The organism is Arthrobacter sp. A2-55 (assembly GCF_025548615.1).
GTDB lineage: Bacteria > Actinomycetota > Actinomycetes > Actinomycetales > Micrococcaceae > Specibacter > Specibacter silviterrae.
The window spans coordinates 1-20,439 of record NZ_JAJLOZ010000079.1 but is presented as its reverse complement, the minus strand read 5'-3'; the positions used below and the strand labels follow the sequence as shown (position 1 = coordinate 20,439).

20 protein-coding genes are annotated in these 20,439 nt (G+C 63.0%); 13 read left to right on the top strand and 7 right to left on the bottom strand.

The window, feature by feature from the left end:
* Positions 1-145: 145 nt before the first annotated feature.
* Both LPN03_RS17675 and istA (LPN03_RS17670) read right to left on the bottom strand, forming a co-directional pair.
* Complete coding sequence (locus tag LPN03_RS17675; RefSeq protein WP_316255853.1) at positions 146-937, bottom strand: ATP-binding protein; 792 nt, start codon at positions 935-937, stop codon at positions 146-148.
* Positions 934-2,505, bottom strand: coding sequence for an IS21 family transposase (gene istA / locus LPN03_RS17670; RefSeq protein WP_316255852.1), 1,572 nt, complete (start codon positions 2,503-2,505; stop codon positions 934-936). The genes LPN03_RS17675 and istA (LPN03_RS17670) overlap by 4 nt, the downstream gene beginning before the upstream one ends.
* 935 nt (positions 2,506-3,440) lie before the next feature.
* Here istA (LPN03_RS17670) and LPN03_RS17665 point away from each other — a divergent pair.
* From LPN03_RS17665 to LPN03_RS17635, 7 genes are all read left to right on the top strand, one after another.
* Entirely contained in the window at positions 3,441-5,081 is a 1,641-nt protein-coding gene (locus LPN03_RS17665) for a helicase C-terminal domain-containing protein (protein WP_410468616.1), read from the top strand.
* Positions 5,082-5,219: 138 nt separating this feature from the next.
* A complete protein-coding gene (gene istA / locus LPN03_RS17660) occupies positions 5,220-6,338 on the top strand; it encodes an IS21 family transposase (protein WP_262455316.1) in 1,119 nt (372 codons plus the stop codon).
* Positions 6,322-7,485, top strand: coding sequence for a tyrosine-type recombinase/integrase (locus LPN03_RS17655; RefSeq protein WP_262455315.1), 1,164 nt, complete (start codon positions 6,322-6,324; stop codon positions 7,483-7,485). Before istA (LPN03_RS17660) ends, LPN03_RS17655 begins: the two co-directional genes overlap by 17 nt.
* Positions 7,482-9,941, top strand: a complete 2,460-nt coding sequence (locus LPN03_RS17650; protein ID WP_262455314.1) for a tyrosine-type recombinase/integrase — start codon at positions 7,482-7,484, stop codon at positions 9,939-9,941. The genes LPN03_RS17655 and LPN03_RS17650 overlap by 4 nt, the downstream gene beginning before the upstream one ends.
* Before the next feature lie 50 nt (positions 9,942-9,991).
* Positions 9,992-10,621 carry a Mu transposase domain-containing protein gene (locus LPN03_RS17645; protein ID WP_262455313.1) on the top strand — a complete coding sequence of 210 codons (630 nt, stop codon included), beginning with the start codon at positions 9,992-9,994 and terminating at the stop codon, positions 10,619-10,621.
* Positions 10,614-11,387 carry an ATP-binding protein gene (locus tag LPN03_RS17640; protein WP_262455311.1) on the top strand — a complete coding sequence of 258 codons (774 nt, stop codon included), beginning with the start codon at positions 10,614-10,616 and terminating at the stop codon, positions 11,385-11,387. Before LPN03_RS17645 ends, LPN03_RS17640 begins: the two co-directional genes overlap by 8 nt.
* A 483-nt stretch (positions 11,388-11,870) precedes the next feature.
* Positions 11,871-12,224, top strand: a complete 354-nt coding sequence (locus LPN03_RS17635; protein WP_165183798.1) for a hypothetical protein — start codon at positions 11,871-11,873, stop codon at positions 12,222-12,224.
* A gap of 83 nt (positions 12,225-12,307) precedes the next feature.
* Here the strand turns inward: LPN03_RS17635 and LPN03_RS17630 are convergent, their stop codons facing one another.
* Positions 12,308-12,478: a hypothetical protein gene (locus LPN03_RS17630; RefSeq protein WP_165183799.1), complete on the bottom strand. Its 171-nt coding sequence runs from the start codon at positions 12,476-12,478 to the stop codon at positions 12,308-12,310.
* 631 nt (positions 12,479-13,109) lie between these two features.
* Between LPN03_RS17630 and LPN03_RS17625 the strand changes: the two genes are divergently transcribed.
* Entirely contained in the window at positions 13,110-13,718 is a 609-nt protein-coding gene (locus LPN03_RS17625) for a recombinase family protein (RefSeq protein ID WP_262455310.1), read from the top strand.
* Positions 13,719-14,725: 1,007 nt separating this feature from the next.
* Here the strand turns inward: LPN03_RS17625 and LPN03_RS17620 are convergent.
* Entirely contained in the window at positions 14,726-14,965 is a 240-nt protein-coding gene (locus tag LPN03_RS17620) for a hypothetical protein (protein WP_262455309.1), read from the bottom strand.
* A gap of 180 nt (positions 14,966-15,145) precedes the next feature.
* Positions 15,146-15,499: a MerR family transcriptional regulator gene (locus LPN03_RS17615; RefSeq protein ID WP_262455308.1), complete on the bottom strand. Its 354-nt coding sequence runs from the start codon at positions 15,497-15,499 to the stop codon at positions 15,146-15,148.
* Between the two features lie 228 nt (positions 15,500-15,727).
* Between LPN03_RS17615 and LPN03_RS17610 the strand changes: the two genes are divergently transcribed.
* From LPN03_RS17610 to LPN03_RS17600, 3 genes are all read left to right on the top strand, one after another.
* Positions 15,728-16,177 carry an Hsp20/alpha crystallin family protein gene (locus LPN03_RS17610; RefSeq protein WP_165183498.1) on the top strand — a complete coding sequence of 150 codons (450 nt, stop codon included), beginning with the start codon at positions 15,728-15,730 and terminating at the stop codon, positions 16,175-16,177.
* Between the two features lie 267 nt (positions 16,178-16,444).
* Entirely contained in the window at positions 16,445-16,885 is a 441-nt protein-coding gene (locus tag LPN03_RS17605) for a J domain-containing protein (RefSeq protein ID WP_262455307.1), read from the top strand.
* Positions 16,882-17,256: a hypothetical protein gene (locus LPN03_RS17600; RefSeq protein WP_262455306.1), complete on the top strand. Its 375-nt coding sequence runs from the start codon at positions 16,882-16,884 to the stop codon at positions 17,254-17,256. Before LPN03_RS17605 ends, LPN03_RS17600 begins: the two co-directional genes overlap by 4 nt.
* Before the next feature lie 419 nt (positions 17,257-17,675).
* Here LPN03_RS17600 and LPN03_RS17595 read toward each other — a convergent pair whose 3' ends face one another.
* Positions 17,676-18,011, bottom strand: a complete 336-nt coding sequence (locus LPN03_RS17595; protein ID WP_165183501.1) for a hypothetical protein — start codon at positions 18,009-18,011, stop codon at positions 17,676-17,678.
* Between the two features lie 379 nt (positions 18,012-18,390).
* Here LPN03_RS17595 and LPN03_RS17590 point away from each other — a divergent pair, with 379 nt between their 5' ends.
* Positions 18,391-18,762 carry an SPW repeat protein gene (locus LPN03_RS17590; protein WP_165183502.1) on the top strand — a complete coding sequence of 124 codons (372 nt, stop codon included), beginning with the start codon at positions 18,391-18,393 and terminating at the stop codon, positions 18,760-18,762.
* A 125-nt stretch (positions 18,763-18,887) separates the two neighbouring features.
* A complete protein-coding gene (locus LPN03_RS17585) occupies positions 18,888-19,514 on the top strand; it encodes a TetR/AcrR family transcriptional regulator (protein WP_262455304.1) in 627 nt (208 codons plus the stop codon).
* Between the two features lie 584 nt (positions 19,515-20,098).
* On the opposite strand, the gene LPN03_RS17580 is transcribed toward LPN03_RS17585, so the two are convergent.
* The coding region (locus LPN03_RS17580) for a hypothetical protein (RefSeq protein ID WP_262455303.1) at positions 20,099-20,439 on the bottom strand (341 nt) is incomplete at its 5' end.

Below are 20,439 nucleotides of genomic sequence, written 5' to 3'. Positions count from 1 at the left end.
GTCAACTGCAACTTTGATCTGACCGGTGGCTGCAGTGTGTTTTGACCGGTGGCGGCAATGGCTTGACCGGTGGCGGCAAGTATTTTTGACCAGGGGTCAGGCGCCGGGGTGTGCTGGGGTTGTGGCGCCTGACCATGGTGTGGGTTTAGTTCATCGGGCGGGTTCCTTTCCCGTTTTGGGCTTGCATGAGGCGGACGGACTCGCCGCTGGTTTGGCAGAGGTGGGCGTGGTGGAGGAGCCGGTCCACGGTTGCGGTGGCAATGGTTTTGGGCATGAGCTCGTCGAACCCGGAGGGGTGGATGTTGGAGCTGATCGCGAGGGAGCGTTTCTCATAGGAGGCCTCCACTACCCGGTAGAAGCCTTCGGCTGCGTCGCCTGAGACGGGCAAAAGTCCTATGTCGTCGATGCAAATCAAGTCCACGCTGGTGACGCGGGTGATGGCCTTGTTCACGCTGTCATCGATTCTGTGCCGGCGCACGAGCGCGCCGAGGTCTTCCAGGCTGAGCCAGGACACGGACATGCCCTCGTCGATGGCTTGTTGGCCCAGGGATTCCAGCAGCAGGGTCTTGCCGGTGCCGGAGGGCCCGCACGCGATCAGGTTCTCCCGCCGCCGCACCCATTCCAGGGTCCGCAGGAACGAGGTCGTGGCCGTGGGCAGGGTCGAGAGGGATTCGTCCCAGACATCGAAGGTTTTCCCGGTCGGGAAGCCTGCGCGTTTGCGCCGGGTGGCGAGCATGGAACGGTTCCGCCCGGTCGCTTCGGCTTCGAGCAGCACCCGGATGACCTCGGTGGGGTCCCAGCGCTGGGCCTTCGCGGTCGCGAGGACCTCGGCGACGACGGCGCGGGCGTGGGGCATGCGGGTGGTGCGCATCAATGCGATGACGTGTTCCACTGCTTGGTCGGTGAGCGGGGCCGGGGCAAGGGTTGCGGGGCTCATTCGGTGGCTCCTTCAAAATCAGTGGCGTTGTTGATCTCGCCGGGTTCGCTGGTGGTGGGCGTGGTGCCGAAGCTGGCCCAGCCGCCGGTGCCCTGGGACAGCCATTGGCCCTGGTCCGTGACGGTGTGGCGGGTGTTGGTGATGGTGCCGGGAAGTTCGCCGGTGGCGGTGTTGGTGATGATGGAAACCAGGTCCTCGTGGGTGAAGCGGTGGTGCACGGCGGCAGCACCGAGTCCCTGGTCGACCACGTCGGCACCCATGACCTTGGCCAGTGTTACTGCGCGTTCCATCTTGTGCCGGATCTTGTTTGTGCCGGCCGCGGCGGCTTCCTTGAGCCAGAGCGCCGCGCCGGCGCCCAGGGCCAGGAATTCCTCCTCGGCGTTGTTCGTGGGCCGGATGACCCGTTCCAGGGCGCCGGCGGAGGCGGGCGGGAAGTGGGCGTCGATGATGGCAGGCACGCCGGGGCGGGTGAGGGCGTGGCGGGCGACTTCCACCGGCCCGGCTTCCCCGACGTGGACGATGACCACGTCGGTGTCGGTGCCCCGCACCCAGACCCGCTGCCCCATCAGGGTGTGCGGGACGGAATAGCGGGAGTGTTCGTAGGTGACCATGGGCGTGTTCGGGGGGACTTGGCGGACGTGGCCGAAACTGGCCGTGACCGGCACCGCCGGGACCGGGTGCAGGCGGGGCGCCTCGAGCAGGGCGAGCATGTCCTTGGGGATCTCCAGCGTGGCGCGGTGCACCTTGGAATTCACATCCTCCATGAACGCCGCGCACGCCGCTTCCAGCTCGGCGAAGGAGGCGTATTCCGGGCGCAGGTTCGTCTCCTTCGGGACAAGGTCGGCCTTGGCGATCTTCACCGCGTTTTCCACCCCGCCCTTGGAGGCAGGGTCGGCAGGCATGCAGGTGTGCACGGCGGTGGAGTAGTGCCGGGCGAACGCCACGATCGCCGGGTTGCGGACAGGAACCCCTGCAATATGCTCGATAGTGACGGTTTTCTGATTGTCAGTCAATACATACGTTGGTACACCACCGATGAGGCGGAAGGACCTGTCAAGGGCGGCGAACACGCTCGGCATGGTCTTGTCCCGCAAGGCGATCACGATCCGGAACCGGGAGTACGCGAGCCACGCCACGAACAACACGGTCTTGGCGCCGTCAACAACAGGGCCGTCCCCGTAATCCCACTGAAGCCATTTGGCCGGCTCGACCGTCCAGTGCCGGTGAACACGCGCGTTCTGGGCCCGGTATGTGCTCTTCAGCCCCGCCAGCACGTAGCGGGTGGTGCGGATCGAGCCGGCATAGCCCAGGGCCACGAGTTTCTCATGGACGACGTCGCCGCGGATCTTCCCGCGGGACTGCTCCACCAGCGACTTCATCTGGGGCAGGAATGGGTCGGTGATCCGTCCGCGCTTGCGGGCAATCGGCGCCTGGGCGCCCTCCTGGCGGGCCTTGACATAAGAACGGACCGTGTTGTGAGAGACGCCGCAAACCTCCGCGGCACCACGGTACGACTGGGTTAAATCAAAAGCAGCTAAAATTTCCATGAACTCTCCTGGAGACTTCAAAACAAGCCCCTTCCTTCCCGCAATGGGTGAAATTGAAACGATTGGCATCGTCATTTCACCCCGAAGGAAGGGGCTCTCCCCGTAAAGACACGAGGGATGGACAAGGGAATCCCAGCACACCCAGCCACAGGACGGCGGCGAACCACTGGTCAAAACACTTGCAGCCACTGGTCAAAACCACTGCCGCGAACGGTCAATCAAAAATGCCGTCTATGGTCAGTTTAAAGTTGCAGCTAACACAGGACTATTACCGCCGTCAGATCGAGAAACAGGAAACGTTCTTGTCCGACCTTCACGACACCACCCGGGCACGTGCGGCGCTTGATGAGGGCGGCTGCGACCACTAACGAACTGTTTTAGACAGGTTGCTGAAGAGCCCGATAAGAGGCCGGCGCGTCCACCCGTCACATGGTATGAACCTCAGAGACCGTCAGAAGTCATATGTCCAGATGGCCATGTCGGTGCGGGCACCCTGAATGGTCAAGACTCGATGAGTGCTCGGTAGAATCAGCTTGGGGGCAGGCCGAGCAGCGGCCGCGCGATCCTCTGAAGTTCGCGTGCGATGCACGCCTGACTGCGAAGGTGATACCGACTTACGATTCCAGTGAGATAGCCGTGTTGAATTCCCGAGCAGGACTAGTTTCACGTTGCGATTTAGTGCGGGTCCAGCGACTGAAATCGGCCTTTGAGGCGCCCCTGATGCCCAGTCGGCCGACAATCCTTCGATGGCCGCGTCAGACTCATCTCACTGAAATCGTAAGTCGGAGGTGATATCTGTGGCAATTCGTTGGGACGAGATCAACCCGAACAAGGGTGCCAAGCTCACCCGCCCTCGAGAGATCTACGCTTCGCTGGAGGGCCGCAAGTGGTCGCGTCTTCGCCCGGAACAGAATGAGGTTCTGGACAGTTGATACGACCGTCGGAGTGAGCCCGACCTGGTTCTGAAGCAGAACACAGGTGGAGGCAAGACCCTCACGGGGTTGCTGATCGCACAGTCGAGCCTGCACGAGGGCGTGGGCCCCGCCGTCTTCCTGGTACCGGACAGCTTCCTGATCCAGCAAGTAGCCGATGAAGCAAACGATGCCAAGATCCCCGTGACCACCGACGCGAATGATGAACTGTTCCGGTCTTCTCGATCGATCCTGATCACCACGTTCCACAAGGTCGTCAACGGGCGCAGCTCATTCGGGGTGCGTGGGGTGAAGAAAGTCGTCACCCTGGGAGCCGTCATTGTCGATGACGCCCATGCTGCTCTCGCCGCGACCAACGGGATATTCGCTGCCACTATCCCGTTCTCATGCAAGGCCTTCGATCAGATGCTCAAGCTCTTCGCGGCCGAACTCAAGGAACAGGGTCCGAAGGCGTTTGCAGATATTGAGGCTGGCGACCAAGGGTCACCGATCCGCGTACCGGCGAAGGCAGTGGCGGACCGTGTCGATGAGATCATGGCTGTTGTCAGGCCGCATGCGGACGACGACAAGCTCAATACCCTCTTCTTTGCGTGGCCGTTCGTCGCCGATCAGTTGAAATTTACCACGATCACCTTTACTTCTCGGGGAGTTGAGATTAAAACCCCTTGCCCTGAGGTTGCCATGATCCCGGCGTTTCGGCAGGCGAAGCGTCGCGTGTACCTTACCGCGACGTTGGAAGACGAAGGAGTGCTCGTCACCGAGCTCGATGCAGACCCGGAAGCAGTGAGAAAGCCGATTACGCCGAAACAGGCCTCGGACTTGGGAGATCGCATCATACTGGCTCCTCTGTCCATCAATCCCCAGCTAGGCGAGGATGCGATTCTGATGCTCGCGAGGGACATCGCGTACGGCGATCGCGACAGAGACGGAACTGTCGAGGCTGAACCCATCAACGTCGTGGTCCTCGTCCCTAGCGATTACGCTGCGGACCGCTGGGCTGGAGTGGCCGACCAGACACTCCACGTTAACGACATGCGGCCCGTGATCGAGCGCATGAAGAACGGCGAGCACATTGGCGTCGTCGTGCTTGTAAACAAGTACGACGGGGTCGATCTCCCCGGCGAGGCCTGTCGCCTGCTGATCATCGACGGCATTCCAACCCCTCTAACGCCTCATGAACAACGAGTATCCGCCGCTCTGACTGGGTCTATGACGTTCAAGGCCCGTGAAGTGCAGCGCCTTGAGCAAGGCATGGGACGGGGAATCAGGGACGTCAGCGATCACTGCGCAGTTCTCGTCCTGACCAGTGACTCCGCTCTCACTCTTCGTGATCCACAGTTGCGGCAGTTCTACTCACCCGCAACGCGGGTGCAGATCGAGCTCAGCCTGCAGATCGCGGAGCAGATCGAGGGCGAGGGGATCGGAGCTATCGCAGATCTGCTAAATCTCTTTCTTGAACGAAAAACCCAATGGGTTAGTAAGAGCCTGGAGGCGACTGCAGATGTCACCTATGAAAGCGCGGGAACGGTTACACAGCTCGCTGCTGGTCGTCGGAAGGCATTCAATCTAGCCGTAGCCGGCGACGAGGACGGAGCGGTCCAGGTCCTCCGAAGGGCGATCGACACAGTCACCGATTCATTGCTTAAAGGGTGGTGCCTTGTATAGAGGAGCCTTTGGATAGCACGTGTGGGGTGATCTGGTAGCGGGCGTGGGTGGATCGGGTAGCGCTTTCGGCCACGGCGGGTGAAGATGGCTTTCACCCACGACATTGGGGTCGTGGTTGGTGAAAGGAAACCGACTGTTATGGCTGATTACCGACACATCATGTCCCTGCTGGTGCGGGGCTATTCCTACCGCGAGGTTGAGGCGTTGGTGGGTTGTTCGCATCGCACGATCGCGAGGGCCCGCCAGGTCCTTGACGCCGGGGCGCTGACGACTGAGGAGCAGGTCAAGGCGCTTTCGGCGGAAGACGTGGACCGGTTGTTCTCGGACGGGCGGAAGACCTCGTCCGGGGTGTTCGTCCCGATCGATATCGAGGCGGTGGTCGCGGCCAGGATTGGCCGGAAGAAGCCGCCGTTGAAGGTTTTGTGGGCCCGCTACCTCGACACCCCTGCCGGCGGGTCCGAGCGGTTTTATGGGTATGACCGGTTCTGCGAGATTGTGGCTGAGCATGTGCGGGTTCATGACCTGACGAGCCCGATCACGCATGTGCCGGGGCGCACGATGCAGGTTGACTGGGCCGGGACGCGGATGTGGTTGACGGACCCGATCACCCGGGAAACGAGGGGCGTCTCGGTGTTTGTGGCGTCGTTGCCGTATTCGGGCATGATCTTCGCCCACGGCTTCCTGGACGAGAAAATGGCGGCGTGGTGTGACGCGCACCGGCGGGCCTTTGAGTACTTTAATGGCGTGTGCCAGGTCATCGTGCCCGACAACGCGTCAACGGCATCGAACCAGATCAGCCGGTATGAAACGGCCCGGGACGTGAACCAGTCCTATGCCGCGTTCCTGGAGCATTACCAGTGCGCGGCCGCCCCAACCAGGGCCGCCAGCCCACAGGAGAAGGGCAATGTGGAGGCCGGGGTGAAAGTCGTGACGAACTGGGTCATCCATTACCTGGCCGAGCGGCGCTTCGCGAGCCTTGATGAGTTGAACGAGGCCGTTGCCGAACAGGTGGAAATGATCAATGACCGCACCCCGTTCCGGGGCGAGGCCCGGTCCCGCCGGGCCTGGTTCCAGGAAGCAGAAAGCCCCGAGTTGATGGAACTGCCGGCGCAACGGTGGCAGCAGGTGGAATGGCGCAAGGCGAAGGTCTCCCGGGACTGGCACCTGTTGACTGAACAGCCTGCCGGGTTTGGGCATGTCGCAGAGGGACGGGTCAGCTGGGGACATAGCGTCTTGGATCATGGTCGAAGAATCTGATTGTTCCAGGGAGTTGGAATATCTGCGTGTGCCTGCGGGCGGTTCGCTGGAGGCAACCGGGTCGCGGTGGGAGCCGTATCGGCTGGTGGGCGCGGACGGCGGAACAGTCCATGCCGTCGAGGCGTTTTTCGCTGATCTGCTGGCGGCCGGGCGCAGCGAGGCAACCGTCCGCTCGTATGGCATGGATCTACTACGCTGGTTCCGTTTCTTGTGGGCGATTGGCGTGGCCTGGGATCGGGCGACCCGGATCGAGGCGCGGGATTTCTGCCGCTGGCTGGCAGTGGTGGCCCGGGAGGGCCGCGGGTATTCAATTTCAGCCCGGCTCCACAGCGAGACGGTGCTGCGGGGCTTCTACGATTTCCACCGCGATGTCGGATCGGGCCCGTTGGTCAATCCGTTCCCGCTTGCTCGGTCCCGACGCGCCGGACGGGCGAACGCCCATCACAATCCTATGGATCCCTACCGGCTGGAAAAGTCGGGCTTGTACCGGCCCAAGCCGCAGCGCCGGATTCCACGGAGCATCCCTGATCGGGTTTTCGACGACATCTTCGCGAAGTTGCGCTCGAACAGGGACCGCGCCATGGTGGCCTTCTACGTGTCTACCGGTGCGCGCGCCTCGGAGTTGTTATCGGCCACTCAGGGAGGCGTGGACCCCGGAAGGCAACTGATAACGGTGGTGCGCAAGGGAACCCGGGAAGTGCAGGAATTGCCGGCGTCACCAGACGCGTTTGTGTGGCTACGTTTGTATCAGGTCGAGATGAAAGATGCGATCGGGCAGGGTCCGCTGCAGCCGTTGTGGTGGACGCTGGACCGGCCGGCGCGGCCGTTGACCTACCACGCGGCACACCGGATGTTTGAGCGTGCCGGCCAGGCGGCCGGCCAAGAAGCAACGCTACACGCGCTTCGGCACACCGCTGCCTACCGGATGGCCGAGGACCCCTCGATGCCGCTCACAGACGTGCAATACGTCCTTGGTCATGCCCGGCTCACGACCACCCAGATTTACATCACGCCGCGAAAAGAGGACGTGATCGCCCGCGTGTTGGCGCACCACTCCGCCCGTGACCGCATCGAGCAACCGCCCCCGACGGCGCCGGGCTACTCGCCAGAAACCCTCGCCGTGCTCTTTGGAAAGGCCACACCATGAGCATCAGCGCCGTTATGGCCCCGGCAGAACAAAGCAAAGACACCAACGGCGACTGGCCACCACAGTCGGATGACACCAGGGACGTGGCCGCATGGCGGGCACGGTTTCCCCCGAGGCCCACCGTCGATCGGTGGCCGGCCACCGGCGTTGACAGGCAGACCTTGGATCAACAGGCGTCGGAAGCGCTGTGTGCCCCGGTATCGAAATCGATGCGACTGCTGGGCCTTCGCGGATTGTTGATGCTCCTGGACTGGTTGTCAGAGCACCCGGGCGACACCTGGCAGGAACGATGGCTGGCCAGCGGAGCGGACGCGGCGGGCGACGACTGGGCCGAGCTGCCCGCCCGGTGGCTACGTGAGCACGGCGACTACTCGCCCTCCCGGCTGGAGGTGATGACCAGTTCCTTCCTGATCGCCGTCGGACTCGATGTGGTTCGCCCGTCCTTGCGGTGGCTGCTGACCGGAGGAAAGAAACGCAAGCTGGTCCGTCACCTGACCCGTACCCGCGACGGTGAAGGATTCGCCCGGTTGGGAGACCACTGCGACCGTGACGAGACAGTCGGCACCGACGTGGGCAAGCACGTCCTGTTTCGTTGCGCCGTGATCGTCGCCGCGAAGGGCGGCACAGTCGAGGACATCACCGTCGGTGATGTCCTCGAGGTCATCGACCTGGAGAAGGAGCTTCGCGGCAAAGCACCCTCGGCCGGGGCGAGCATCCGCGTCCTGCGGCAAGCCGGGATCATTACAGCAGACGTACCGAGCCTCAAACAGATCCACAGCATCGGGCAACGCACCGTCGAACAACTCGTCGACCGCTACAACATTGCCTGCACCCCAATACGCGAACTGCTGGTCGACTACCTGCGTGAGCGGCAGCCGTCCGTCGACTACTCCACACTGCTGTCGCTGGCCTACGCGCTGGTCCGCTGCTTCTGGGCCGACCTGGAACGCCACCACCAGGGCATCGAATCGTTGAACCTACCCCGCAATATTGCCGGGGCGTGGAAGCGACGACTAAGCACCAAAACCCGCACCATTGTCCGCGACGGCAAGGAAATCCAGATCGAGACCGAGCGACTGTCGCACCTGGATATTCTGGCAGCGGTCCGGGCGTTCTACCTCGACCTGTCCCAGTGGGCACTGGAAGACCCTAGCCGGTGGGCCCCATGGGTGGCACCGTGTCCTATCAGCCAGGACGATCTGTCACGCCGGAAAATGGTGCGGCACCGCAAGGCGCGCATGGACAGCCGCACCCGCTCCCGATTGCCGGTAATGCCCGTATTGACCAACTCCACTAACACATGGCGCCGTCAAACGGCGGCGCTCCTCGCCGCCGGGCTACGCGCCGCGCCCGGCGAACCGTTCACCTCCGACGGCATCACCATGACCAGGATTAAACGTCCGCACGGCACGCAGGCCAACGTCTGGGTCACCAACCCGGACACCGCCAAAAAAACCCTGCTCAACCGCGATGAAGACCATGCATTTTGGGCGTGGGCGGTCATCGAGGTGCTGCGGCACACCGGCGTCCGCATCGAGGAACTGCTTGAGATCAGCCACCACAGCCTGATCCAATACCGGCTGCCGGACAGTGGGGAACTCGTTCCGCTCTTGCAGATCGCCCCATCTAAAACCGACACCGAACGGTTGCTGGTGGTCAGCCCCGAACTGGCCGAGGTGCTTTCCACGATCATCAGCCGCCACCGCAAACCCGAGGGCACCATCCCCCTGGTCAGCGCGAGAGACGAGCACGAACTGGTTTGGCGCCGACCTGCCCCGCTCCTGTTCCAACACCTCGTCAACGGCGAACACCGCGCCATCACCGCACGATTTGTCTCCACCCTGCTCGACGAAGCGCTGGCACGCACCGGCCTGACAGGCCCTGATGACGGGCAGCCGCTCCGGTTCACCCCGCATGATTTCCGCAGGATCTTCATCACCGATGCAATCATGAACGGGCTTCCGCCGCACATCGCGCAGGTCATCGCCGGTCACCAGGACATCGGCGTCACCATGGGATACAAGGCCGTCTATCCAGAGGAAACGATCACCGCCCACCGGGCGTTTATCGCCCGGCGCCGCACCCTGCGACCGAGCGAGGAATACCGCGAGCCCACCGACGACGAGTGGCAGCAATTCCTTGGCCATTTCCAACGCCGCAAGGTATCCGTCGGGACCTGCGGCCGCGCGTTCGGCAGCAACTGCATCCACGAACACGCCTGCATCCGCTGCTCCCTGCTCTGGCCCGATCCGAACCAGCAGACCCTCCTACTCGAGATCCGCGACAACCTCAAAGCCCGCGTCGTCGAAGCCCATGAGCAAGGCTGGCTCGGTGAAGTCGAAGGCCTCGAAGTCAGTCTCGCCGGCGCCGAAGACAAACTGGCCCAAGTACAACGGCGCACCAACACATCCGTCGCCCTCGGCATCCCGACCATCGGCCACCAGCCCGCTGGCTGACGCCGGCGATTCGCGATGATATATATGACTCATTCGAGTTCAGAGAACACGTGCAGGTCGACACGGTGAAGTATTCCGTGCCGCACGACTATGCCGGGCAGGTGTTGGATGTGCGGATCGTCGGTGAGCAGCTCGCGATCCTGGCCGGCGGGGACATCGTCGCAACCCACCAGCGCGGGGCGCGGCGCAACAGCTTTGTCACCGACCCGGCCCATGCACCGGCCGGCTACGAGGACACCTCGTTGTTGTGGACGAGGGCCTACTTCCTGCGGCAGGCGGAGAAGGTCGGCCCCTACACGGTTCAGGCCCTGACCAGGCTGTTGGACCGGTTGAAGATCGAAGCCCAGGGGTACCGCTCCTGCATGAACATCCTGGGCCTGGGCAAGGGCACCAACCGCAGCCAGCTCGAACACGCCTGCCGGATCCTCTGCACCCAGGAACCGGGCAGGCCGATCAGCTACACGGCGATCAAGCACCAGATCACCGTGGTGCGCTCAGCCAACGCAGGACGTCCCTCCGTGCAGGATCCGCAATGGCCCGGGCCGGGTGCTGCGGCGGAACCGCCGCTGGGCCGCCGGGACACCAGCGGCGCCCATCTGGGCGGCATCGCGGAGTTCAGCCTTGACGCCCTGAGACGGCCCGCCGGATCCGGGGACGTGAAGGGGGATGGCCGTGCTTGATGACCAGCTGACCGAGAACGACATGGGCCTGTTCACGAGGTTGCGGATGACCGCGTTCGGCCAGGCCGTGATCGATATTGCCAACGACGGCGCCTACGACAACTGGACGTTCTCGCAGAAGATCCGCCACGCACTGGAACAGGAAACCATGGCCCGCTCACAGCGGCGCATGCTGAAGCTGCTCAAGGAATCAAAAACACCGAACCCGGCAGCCTGTGTTGAGGAAATCCACTACCTTCCCGGCCGGACCGTGAACCGGGAAGTCATCGCACGGCTCGCCTCGTGCCGGTGGATCGAGAACACCACGAACCTGGTCATCCTCGGCAAATCCAGTGTGGGCAAGTCCTATCTCGCCCAGGCCCTGGTCAATGCCGCCTGCCGGCACGACTACACCGCACGCTACTTCCGGCTCGATGACCTGGCCAACACACTCGCCGTCTACCACCGCTCCGACCCGGAACGGCTGGCCTTCCTGCAGGGCCTGCACGACTGCGATGCCCTATTCCTGGACGACTTCCTGACCACCCCGATCACCACGGACGCCGCCAGTGAACTGCTCAACATCCTCGCTGGACGGGAAAACCGCGGCGCCACCGTCGTGACGTCCCAGTTCGACCCCGAGGACTGGTACAAATCCCTGCACGACGCAGTCGTGGCCGAATCCATACTCAACCGCATCGTATCCACCAGCGAGCTCATCCAACTCGACGGACCAAACATGCGCCGCCACACCCACACCAGAGAGGCAGGAAACGCGGGCACCTAAACAAAAACAGCGACGTGGGACCCGGCGCTACCGGGTCCCACACCCGCTACCCGATCAACCCACACGTGCTACCAAAAGCCTCGTCTATACATGCCTGGAGGAACTGGCCACCTACGAGCACTTCGTTGATCCAATCGCTGCGCAGAAGACTCTTGCCGCTGCCCGCAAGCTCAACTCAGGAGTCCTCAAACCGCAGATAGCGCCGGCGCGGAAGAAACTGGCCGGTCCTACCGTTCAGGGCAAGGCTGCCGCCGAGTACCTGGGAGCCCTCTATAGCGACGCGCGCACTATGGAGCTCGCCGTGGCGTCGTTGTTTGACAACGTCACCTGGGGGTCGAATTTGCGGCAGACCGAGCCGAAGAGCAAGTCAGGCTCATTGGGCTGTACCTTGGGTTCGGCTCCAGCCGCCCGGAAAAGGAAGACCGGGACGGTGGACCGGACAATCTCTGGGCTTTGTCCTCGAGGCAGTATGCCGTCATAGAGTTGAAGACAAACATCACGAGGGTCAACCCGGCGATCATCAAGAGCGAGGCCGGACAACTGGTGCATTCCATGGAGTGGTTCGCCGACCGCCATCCGGCCGGTCAGGAGCCAATCCCTGTGATGATCCACCCCAGTGAGAAGCTCGAAACCGAGGCCCATGTCCCGCAGACAACGCGAGTGATCACCAAAGCTGACTTGTCGGCTCTTCGCACGGATGTAGAGGCTTTCATTAGAGTATTGGCAGCGAACAACTCCTGGGCTGACGCGGAATCGGTGGCGGCTGGTCTTGAGCAAAACCGGTTAACTGCTCAGCAGGTCATCGCTCGGCACAGCCGCAAGTTTCGCAGGGCTTAGCGTCAACGCCTTAAAATGCGCAATAAAGATTGAATTCAAGACCGCAAAGAGTACCTGCAACGGGTGGCGCACGCAGTCAGCCATTACGCGGCGATGTCAGATTCAAGTGCGCTTGGTTCGCCGGTGCTTGGATCGATGAATTCGACGCGAATCCGCGGCGAGGCGTGTGTTTTACCGTCCATGGTCGCCGTCGTGAGCATGAAGCGAATGGTGTCGTTCTTCTGGAGGCAACGGGTCTCTGTCTCGAGCGGCATGATCCGATTCGGTGATAGCCCGGCTCCTTGATGACCACGTCGTTCGCAGGCAAGTCAGTGCATGCGATCGCCCAGGTGTCGCCTTGGACGTGAGTGATCTTAAATGAGATGGCATGCTTTGGGAGCTTGGCTTCTTCAATCTCGTTCGCACGCTCTTGAGCATCGGCCTGCCGCTTGAATGCTTCGTTTGCTTCGCCGGCCAATCGCATCGCCTCATCCCGGGCCGCACGGGACGCATCCCGTGCGGCCTCAGCGTCTTGCCGATCCGTGCGTGCCTGCGCGGCCTGGTAGATCGCAACGACAGCGCCGACAACAGCGGCAAGAGCTGCGATAGCGGCAACCACGAGACCGATTATGTCCATGCGTGCAAGCATACGTGCCTGCCGCAACTCAGATATTTCACGTCGTTGATTTGGTTAATTCAGTCCAGAGCACCCCACGCAAGGATCTTGTGCAGAATACATCGGGCACGCATCTCAGCATCTCGTAACCTTAGGGATGCAAGACAGCGGGCGAGACACTTTGGCGCCCTCGGATCTTCAACGTTTTTGATGTCTTGCTACTTTGTCTCGTATGCTGCCGTTAGGCTGGCAGTCATCAACCAGCATTGCGAGACATAGTAGGGGCGAGAATGATGAAGCGGATCGGCTATGCCCGGGTTTCCACCAGTGGCCAGGATACGGACCGGCAGGTTACGGACTTGTTGGCGGCCGGGGTGCGCCGTGATGACCTCTACACGGACCAGGGAGTCAGCGGCGCGCGGGCGAGCCGTCCCGCATTCGATAGGGCCCTTACGGCATTGGAGAAGGGCGACACCTTGGTGGTCACCACGTTGGACCGGCTGGGACGGTCCACGGCGAACATGCTTTCCCTGGCGGCGGAGTTGCGGGGGAGGGCCATCAACTTGAAAGTGTTGAACCTGGGCGGGGGTGCCGTGGACACCGCCACTCCCATGGGGTCGATGACTTTCACCGTGATGGCGGCCCTGGCTCAGATGGAGCTGGACATCAAGCGTGAACGCATCACCGATTCCGTGTCCAAGCGCCGCGCTGCTGGCAAGGACCTTGGCGGGCGCCGGGCACAGTTCACCGACAGCCAGGTCATGAACGCCCGCCGGCTGATCGAGGGAGGGCAACCGGGGACCCAGGTCGCCAGGGACCTGGGCATGTCCCGGGCCACCATGTATCGGCGCATGGCCCAGATCCAGGCCCGGGAATGGATCGGGTCGCAGACGGAGTAGTTTTTGCGACGGTATTCCCTGGTGGGTCCGGCCTGACGTTGCAATGACCTCATCGCTGCGTGTTCTGGATGAAGTCCAGGTCAAGGCCCGTGGCAACAACGGCCAATCAATGACACAACGGATTTCTTAATGGGCGGTGGCGAGGTGGCTTGCCTGGCTTCTGGTTGGGGCATCCCCACCAGGGGTCCGTGCAGTCTACTTGGGGGGTGGACTCGCCTGAGAGCACAAATGACATACGCCGGGGTGAGCGCCACCGGGTAAGGCTCGCAAAGACAGATCGGCACGCTTTTCGGGGCAGTGGTGAAGCACTGTCATAGCGCGAGGGATGCTCCGAGGTCGCCTCTGGCATGAAGCAAGGCGCCGGGTTGTGCAGGCCTTTTATTGGGCGGGGGGTGTCAATACTTGCCTGTCCGTGCTGGATGTTTGATGGTGGCGAATTTATAATGTAGGGCACCACTTCCTGATCAGGTATCCGCTGTCTGTCATGAAAAGGGTGAGCTGAAATGGACAAGCAACTCTCTCCAAAAGTTGATCGGGATCTTTTGGAGGCGGTGCAGGAATCCCCTGCCGAGCGTATTTGGTGTGAAGCGTGTGGAACGGACGAGTTTGTTCTTGTTGAACGGGCCCGGTGGCGCAGGCGCCATGGAGAGGGTTTTTGGGACGTTGACTACGTCTGTACGCGGTGCGATCGATTCTATGGCCATGTTGTCCGGGATGAAGATCTCACCCCAGCGGTCTTGGCGGCGATGGCAGCCGTTACTGCTGGGGCTGCGAACGGCCGGGTTGAGGCCCCACAGGGGACGGTTGCACCAGGTGATGGTGCCCGCCCTGTGGAGGAAACGCCTCAGTAGGCCCTCGACGTCATAGAGTGCTCGTCAAAGGATGCTGCGTCAGTGGCGCCGTGGCCCATCCCTTGGCCAGGATTCCCTCGCCACCGGCGACTGACCCTGTCGTCAACCCGGAAATGGCCACGTGTGGCACGTTGTGGTGGACAGGTGTCGGCCTTTTCATTGGGCGGAGGGGTCGGGGGCGTCCTGGAGGTGAAGGTCGTTGTCGGGTTCTGTTGCCGGGTCCGTGTCCCTGCCGTGAAGGTCGTCCACGAGCACTGGGCGGTCGCTGTCCAGGCCGGTGTCGGCGTTGAAGTCATCGATGGGGTCATCGACGGGTCGTGCGTCGTCGGGGGTGATGATCCCTTCGGTAACGACGACGGTGTCGGACGGATCCAGCGGTTCACTATCTTCACCCATGACCTGCCTCCTGGTCGATGCGGTTCCGGCGGTGGGATTCCAAGATAGGACAGGGACGCCTGCGATTCGAGCCACGGAATCCAAGCCGGCTGCCAGGGCGCGGGGTTCGGGAAGGCTGCCTGGCTGCCCGGCCTGATGCGTACGACTCCGGTCTGACACGTACAACGGTTCGTGGCGGTTTTAGGGAGATGGCGGGCTGGTTGTATTCGTGTCGGGGCGGGCCCGGGCGGGTTTTCGTGTTCCGGCTCGTGAGTGGGCGTGTCTGAGCTGGTTTTTGAGGGCCGTGTTTTCGGTTTCCAGGGCCAGGACGAGGCGGATGCCGGTGAGGTTCAGGCCCTGGGCGAGCAGTTCGGTGATGCGTTGGAGGGTCACGAGGTCGTTTTCGCTGTAGCGGCGTGTGCCGCCGTCGGTGCGCCTCGGCTCGAGCAGGCCCTTGCGTTCGTAGAGGCGGAGGTTTTGTTGGCCCGTGCCGGTCAGTTCTGCCGCGACGGAGATCGCGTACACCGCTTGTGCTTTTGGGTCTCGTGTCGCCATCCGGGGCCTCCTTCCATCTTCCATGGCCTGCCGATCCGCTGTCTCTGCCGGTCCTTGGCCTTGGCCTGCTGCGTCCTGGTATTTGTGAAAAGACCTCTTGCACCAGTGTGCCAGTGGTGTTATAAAAAATCTATGCCAGCCGCAACAGGTCGTGGCTGGGGGTTGAGAAGTGAAAACGACAGCAAGCAATACAGGGATCAAGTGGCGTTGTGAAGGAGTGAGAAAGCCATGTTGATGCGTACAGACCCGTTCCGTGAACTCGACCGGCTCGCCCAGCAGGTGCTGGGGACCGCGGCCCGCCCGGCAGCGATGCCGATGGACGCCTGGCGTGAGGGGGACATTTTTGAGGTGGAGTTTGACCTTCCGGGGGTGTCTCCTGAGTCGATCGGCCTGGACGTGGAACGCAATGTCGTCACGGTCCGGGCCGAACGCCCGGACTTGGATGGGAACAAGGAGATGCTCGCCGCCGAACGGCCCCGGGGCGTGTTTAGCCGCCAGCTGGTGTTGGGGGAGAACCTGGACACGGAGCACATTGAGGCCAGTTACGATGCCGGGGTGCTGACCCTGCGCATTCCGGTGGCCGAGCAGGCCAAGCCGCGTAAGATCGCGATCACCACCAAGGAAGGAGACCGCCAAGCCATCACCCAGGACGGCCAGCGCGAGCACAGCAACGCCTGAGCCCTTCGCTACGTAGAAGAATTTTCCCGGACCAGGAGGGCAGGCGGGGGGCCGCGAGGGAATATACCGGGCGGTAGCCGTACGGAACGCCACCGCACCTCAAGCGCATCAGCCATCGGCCCCCTTGGTCCTGCCTCCCGCACATGCGGCCCCCGGTTCCCCCAGCCGGGGGCCGCCTATACAGTTGGCCATCGCCGTTGTGGGTCCGGCACCGGTGGCGGTCCCACGCACCCGGGGAGATTGAATTGAGAGGACGGGTGATCAAACATGGTGGGCTCACCGGATTTCTATGCCGTGCTGGGCCTGGAGCCGGACGCCTCTGGTGCAGAGATTCGCCGCGCGTACAGGTCCCTGTTGCGCAGCCATCACCCGGACACCCGCCCGGTGCCGGCCACGGCCGCGCAGGCTTCCCAAGAGCGTGAGTTGCTGGCACGCATCACGGACGCCCACGCCGTCCTGGCGGACCCGGTGCAGCGGGCCCGCTACGACCACAGGAGCACGGGCCACCAGCCCAGGGAACGGCCAGCGACGGGGGAGGGCCCAAGTCACGAGCCCACAAACGGATCCGCCAGCACCCGCGGGTCCGGCGTGTCCTGGCCCGTACCACCGCACGGGCAGCCGCCCATCGTGGTCGGTCCGTTGCGGTGGGAACCGCCCCACCAGGGCTCCAACCCCAGGGGAAACCACACGGAAGGTGTATTTGGATGAGTGCCTGGCATCGTTACGACTCGCCCCTGCTGCCGGCTTTCCATGAACGCTTCGAGCAGCGGTGGGGCGAGGGCACCGCCCCGTTCCTGGATCCGGAACTCCACGAAGAACCCCTGCCGCGGGCCCAGTGGGTCAACCCCGACACGGGTGCTGCGCTGGCCGTCGTCCCGGTCTGGGCCGACGACGATGACACGCACCGTTCCTTCGCCGTGTTCTACCTTCCACCGGCCGGAGACATCTGGCTGCTGCGCCCCGGCATCACCGGCTACATCCAGTCCCCGGCACGGGAACACATCAGCCTGCGCAACGACGCCTTTAAAAAAGCCGTCGACCACGCCGAAGCCTTCCTCCACGGCCCCGAAACCCACTAAAACGCGGCAGCCACCTACGGCCCTGCCAACCACCACAAGGCGCGAACAGGGTGCGTGGACCACCGGAGTCCTTCGATGTTGCTGGACGCCGAGACGCCTCGCCCGCCATGGCGGGCGTTTCCGTGGGACCCGGCTTCGTCCCTGCCCCAACCACCCACCCTCGGTCGCCGCGGTGGCGGGCCTTCCCTTCGCGCCCGACAATATCCCTGCTGCGATCGTCCACAGTTCCTTCACTGTGGCGCGCCACACCCCTTCAAGCCCTTGGTGCGGTGTTCTTGGACCCCTCGGCGCCGCCACCCGTGGGCCAGCAGTCGGTGAGAGAGGGTGGGCGCTGCTTCACATGCCGGTGGCCCGGGTTCCCGGGCGGTGCTGAATCCCTTGGGTGGTGCCGGTTTCCCTGGCAGTGCTGGGCGTGTGGTCTATTGCGCACCGGGGAGCAGGGGCGCCTTGGCCCGGGCTGCGGTGCGGGCCGGCGTGGGTGTTTCACCCGGACCCTGCGGGGCCTTGTCGGTGACTGCGGGGCTGGCCCGGCGTGCGCTGAGGTGGGCCAGGACCGTGGGCCGCCCGCATTGCGGGCATATCGTTTCACCCGGGCCGGTGGGATCCGGGCACGGCAGCCCGTCGCGAAAGAAGTAGTCCCGCGCGTGCCCGTGCCCGTCCTCGACATGCTGGGCGTCATAGTCAACGACCCAGGCATGCCCGCAACCGGTGCAGGTGAATATGAACCGCTCGACTGAGACTTCCTTAAGAATCATCACCCTCTCCTTCCGTTCTGCCCGGCGGCACAACACCCCTGAGAGAAACTGCCCGGGCCGCTGCACCGGCTGCGGCGTCGGCTGCCTGGATGCCGCGCCACGCCATGCCGGTCCCCACCCCCATAATGCCACGATAAATACAACAAATCTATACTGATCACCATAGATAGTGCTTCTATCGGACTGACAGGAGGGGGGCCCGGCCAATCCAACAAGCGGAGACGGGTGGGGTCGTGGCATCCCTCGTTGCCGGATGACGAAGTGGGGCGCTGGAAGCGTTGCCGGGGTCGGTGGTGGGGGTGAAAAGGTCTCTTGACCGGGTGGCCAATCAGGGGTAGACCGGAAATTGTAAGTGACGTATTTGAGGAGGGTGAGTTTGATGAAGGCGTGGACCAAATGGCAGAACTGGGTGGCTGTGGCCGCTGGTTTGTATGCTGCCTTGGCGACGATCTGGACGACGACCGATGCGAAGACAACAACGACGCTGATCGTGCTGGGGGTTCTGACGATCATTGCCGGACTGATCAACCTGTCGGCGCCGCGGCTGGAGTCGGTGGAAACGGCGCAGGGAATTCTGGGCATCCTGCTCTTTATCTCCCCGTGGGTGCTTCTCTTCACCGGCATGACCGGAATTGCAATCACTGCCTGGGTTTGCGGTGCCGTCACGATCGTCGTGACCGCATGGGCAATGCCCTCGGTGATGAAGATGCGCGAAGGCCAGCACCAGCACCATCGGCCCTCGGCCGCATGACATCAATGCCGGCACGGCCCCGGCCCCTCGGGGCCGGGTGCCGTGCCAACAAGGGATGCTGTCTAAGTTGAGGGGTCCGGGTTCGTCCGGCCCCTCAAACCCTTACCGGAGCAATGGAGGTCACTGTGAACGCGGAACACGGGCCCGAATGTGCTGTGATCCGCGGTGATGCCAGGGCCCTGATCCTGGATTCGGCCGAGGAGCTCTTCGCAGAACACGGGTTCAATGGCACTTCCACCGCCTTGATTGCGAAGTCCGCCGGCGTTGCCAAGGGCCTGCTGTTCTATTATTTTCCCGCCAAGTCCGACCTGCTGGCGGCCTTGATGGCCGAGCGGCTCCCCGCCACGGCGTTGGATACCGACCAGCTCGCCATGCCGGGAGACCCCGCAGCCGGGCTGATCGGCACGCTGCATGCATTGAACCTCAGCAACCACAAATCCACCGTGCTCCGTGTGATCCTCTGGCGCGAGGCCGACACCCATGCGAACGTGCGTGCCCAACTGCGCAGATTCCAGACCGGCCTGGAACGCGATACTGCGGCGGTGCTGCGCAAATGCCTACCCGACATCGTGGACGCCGAACGAATCAAGGCCTGCGCCACCGCCTGGGTCAGCGCCATTTTTTCCTCCGCCACCGAAGACCGGCTGTCCGACCTCGACGGACTGCCCCGGCGCGGCATGGAACAGCTCAAGGCCATCGCCAACCTCCTCGCCGCCAGCCTCCGAGGCCCCGCCACCGCCTTGGCCTCCTGAGCCCGGGGCGCCCCGGCCCGCCGATCGCCCACGTTCATGAACGCCGCCACCGCGGCCACATCCAGCACATGCCCAACTACGCCCGAGATCCGCCCGGCCGGCGCACGGACCTGCACGTGGTGGACCCCGGTGAGGCTGATGTCGGGACAGCAACACCGTTTGCCTCCATGGTGTTCACGACGATGGCCACCCTCGTGCCCATGGAACATGAGATCAATCGTGAACATGTCATCGATTCCACCGGCAAACGCAGGGAAGCCCGAAAGGACCTTGGCGATCGACGCACCGGTCCACGGGAAGGTAGAAGCAAGGCACTGTCCGCCTGGTCGAGGACGGCGAGCCCGCTAAGGAGCATGCCCGCGACCTGGACATGTCCCGCCCCCGACGCGCCCATCCCCATACAACTGTTAGCTACGAGATGCAGCCCAGTGATCCTGACAATCATCCAACTCAAGTTTCCCTGCGGCCGCACACTGTCCATCAGGGTGTACCACAGCGAACACGTCGAGGCCCTTGCGAAGTTGCACCAATCAAGGAAACCCTCAGCGGGCGATGGATAGACCGATCCTGCCGTTTGTTGCCGACTATGCAGCGAACTGGGCACCGCATATCAGGCAGAATAAGCGTTCTGTGGAGATTTCAGGGACCTTAAGGGGCTCATGAGGATGGCAGGGTGGCTCGACGATGACCATATCATCGGGCTCGATAAGTGGGTCAGGTGTCTCGATATCCAAGCTGAAGGATGAGTTCGGTTCAAATTTCATGCCCTTGATGTCCTTGAATGCGTCTTCCAGGGCGTCTTGGACAGCCTGATCGAGAACCCCGCCGGCACTGCCGAAGCCGTACTCAAGCTGCGCGGGTGTCCACCATGAATCGACCCCTGCTGCGATGCCGCAGAGGGGGCAGAAGTATTGGGAGACTAGCT

Excerpts from the sequence above, each read along its gene's own strand:
- LPN03_RS17600 (WP_262455306.1), top strand. The coding sequence starts at position 16,882 with ATGAGTGCCTGGCATCGTTACGACTCGCCCCTGCTGCCGGCTTTCCAT.
- LPN03_RS17625 (WP_262455310.1), top strand. The coding sequence starts at position 13,110 with ATGATGAAGCGGATCGGCTATGCCCGGGTTTCCACCAGTGGCCAGGAT.
- LPN03_RS17595 (WP_165183501.1), bottom strand. The coding sequence starts at position 18,011 with ATGATTCTTAAGGAAGTCTCAGTCGAGCGGTTCATATTCACCTGCACC.
- istA (WP_262455316.1), top strand. The coding sequence starts at position 5,220 with ATGGCTGATTACCGACACATCATGTCCCTGCTGGTGCGGGGCTATTCC.
- LPN03_RS17615 (WP_262455308.1), bottom strand. The coding sequence starts at position 15,499 with ATGGCGACACGAGACCCAAAAGCACAAGCGGTGTACGCGATCTCCGTC.
- LPN03_RS17650 (WP_262455314.1), top strand. The coding sequence starts at position 7,482 with ATGAGCATCAGCGCCGTTATGGCCCCGGCAGAACAAAGCAAAGACACC.
- LPN03_RS17620 (WP_262455309.1), bottom strand. The coding sequence starts at position 14,965 with ATGGGTGAAGATAGTGAACCGCTGGATCCGTCCGACACCGTCGTCGTT.
- LPN03_RS17675 (WP_316255853.1), bottom strand. The coding sequence starts at position 937 with ATGAGCCCCGCAACCCTTGCCCCGGCCCCGCTCACCGACCAAGCAGTG.
- LPN03_RS17610 (WP_165183498.1), top strand. The coding sequence starts at position 15,728 with ATGTTGATGCGTACAGACCCGTTCCGTGAACTCGACCGGCTCGCCCAG.
- LPN03_RS17630 (WP_165183799.1), bottom strand. The coding sequence starts at position 12,478 with ATGCCGCTCGAGACAGAGACCCGTTGCCTCCAGAAGAACGACACCATT.
- LPN03_RS17605 (WP_262455307.1), top strand. The coding sequence starts at position 16,445 with ATGGTGGGCTCACCGGATTTCTATGCCGTGCTGGGCCTGGAGCCGGAC.
- LPN03_RS17590 (WP_165183502.1), top strand. The coding sequence starts at position 18,391 with ATGAAGGCGTGGACCAAATGGCAGAACTGGGTGGCTGTGGCCGCTGGT.
- LPN03_RS17655 (WP_262455315.1), top strand. The coding sequence starts at position 6,322 with ATGGTCGAAGAATCTGATTGTTCCAGGGAGTTGGAATATCTGCGTGTG.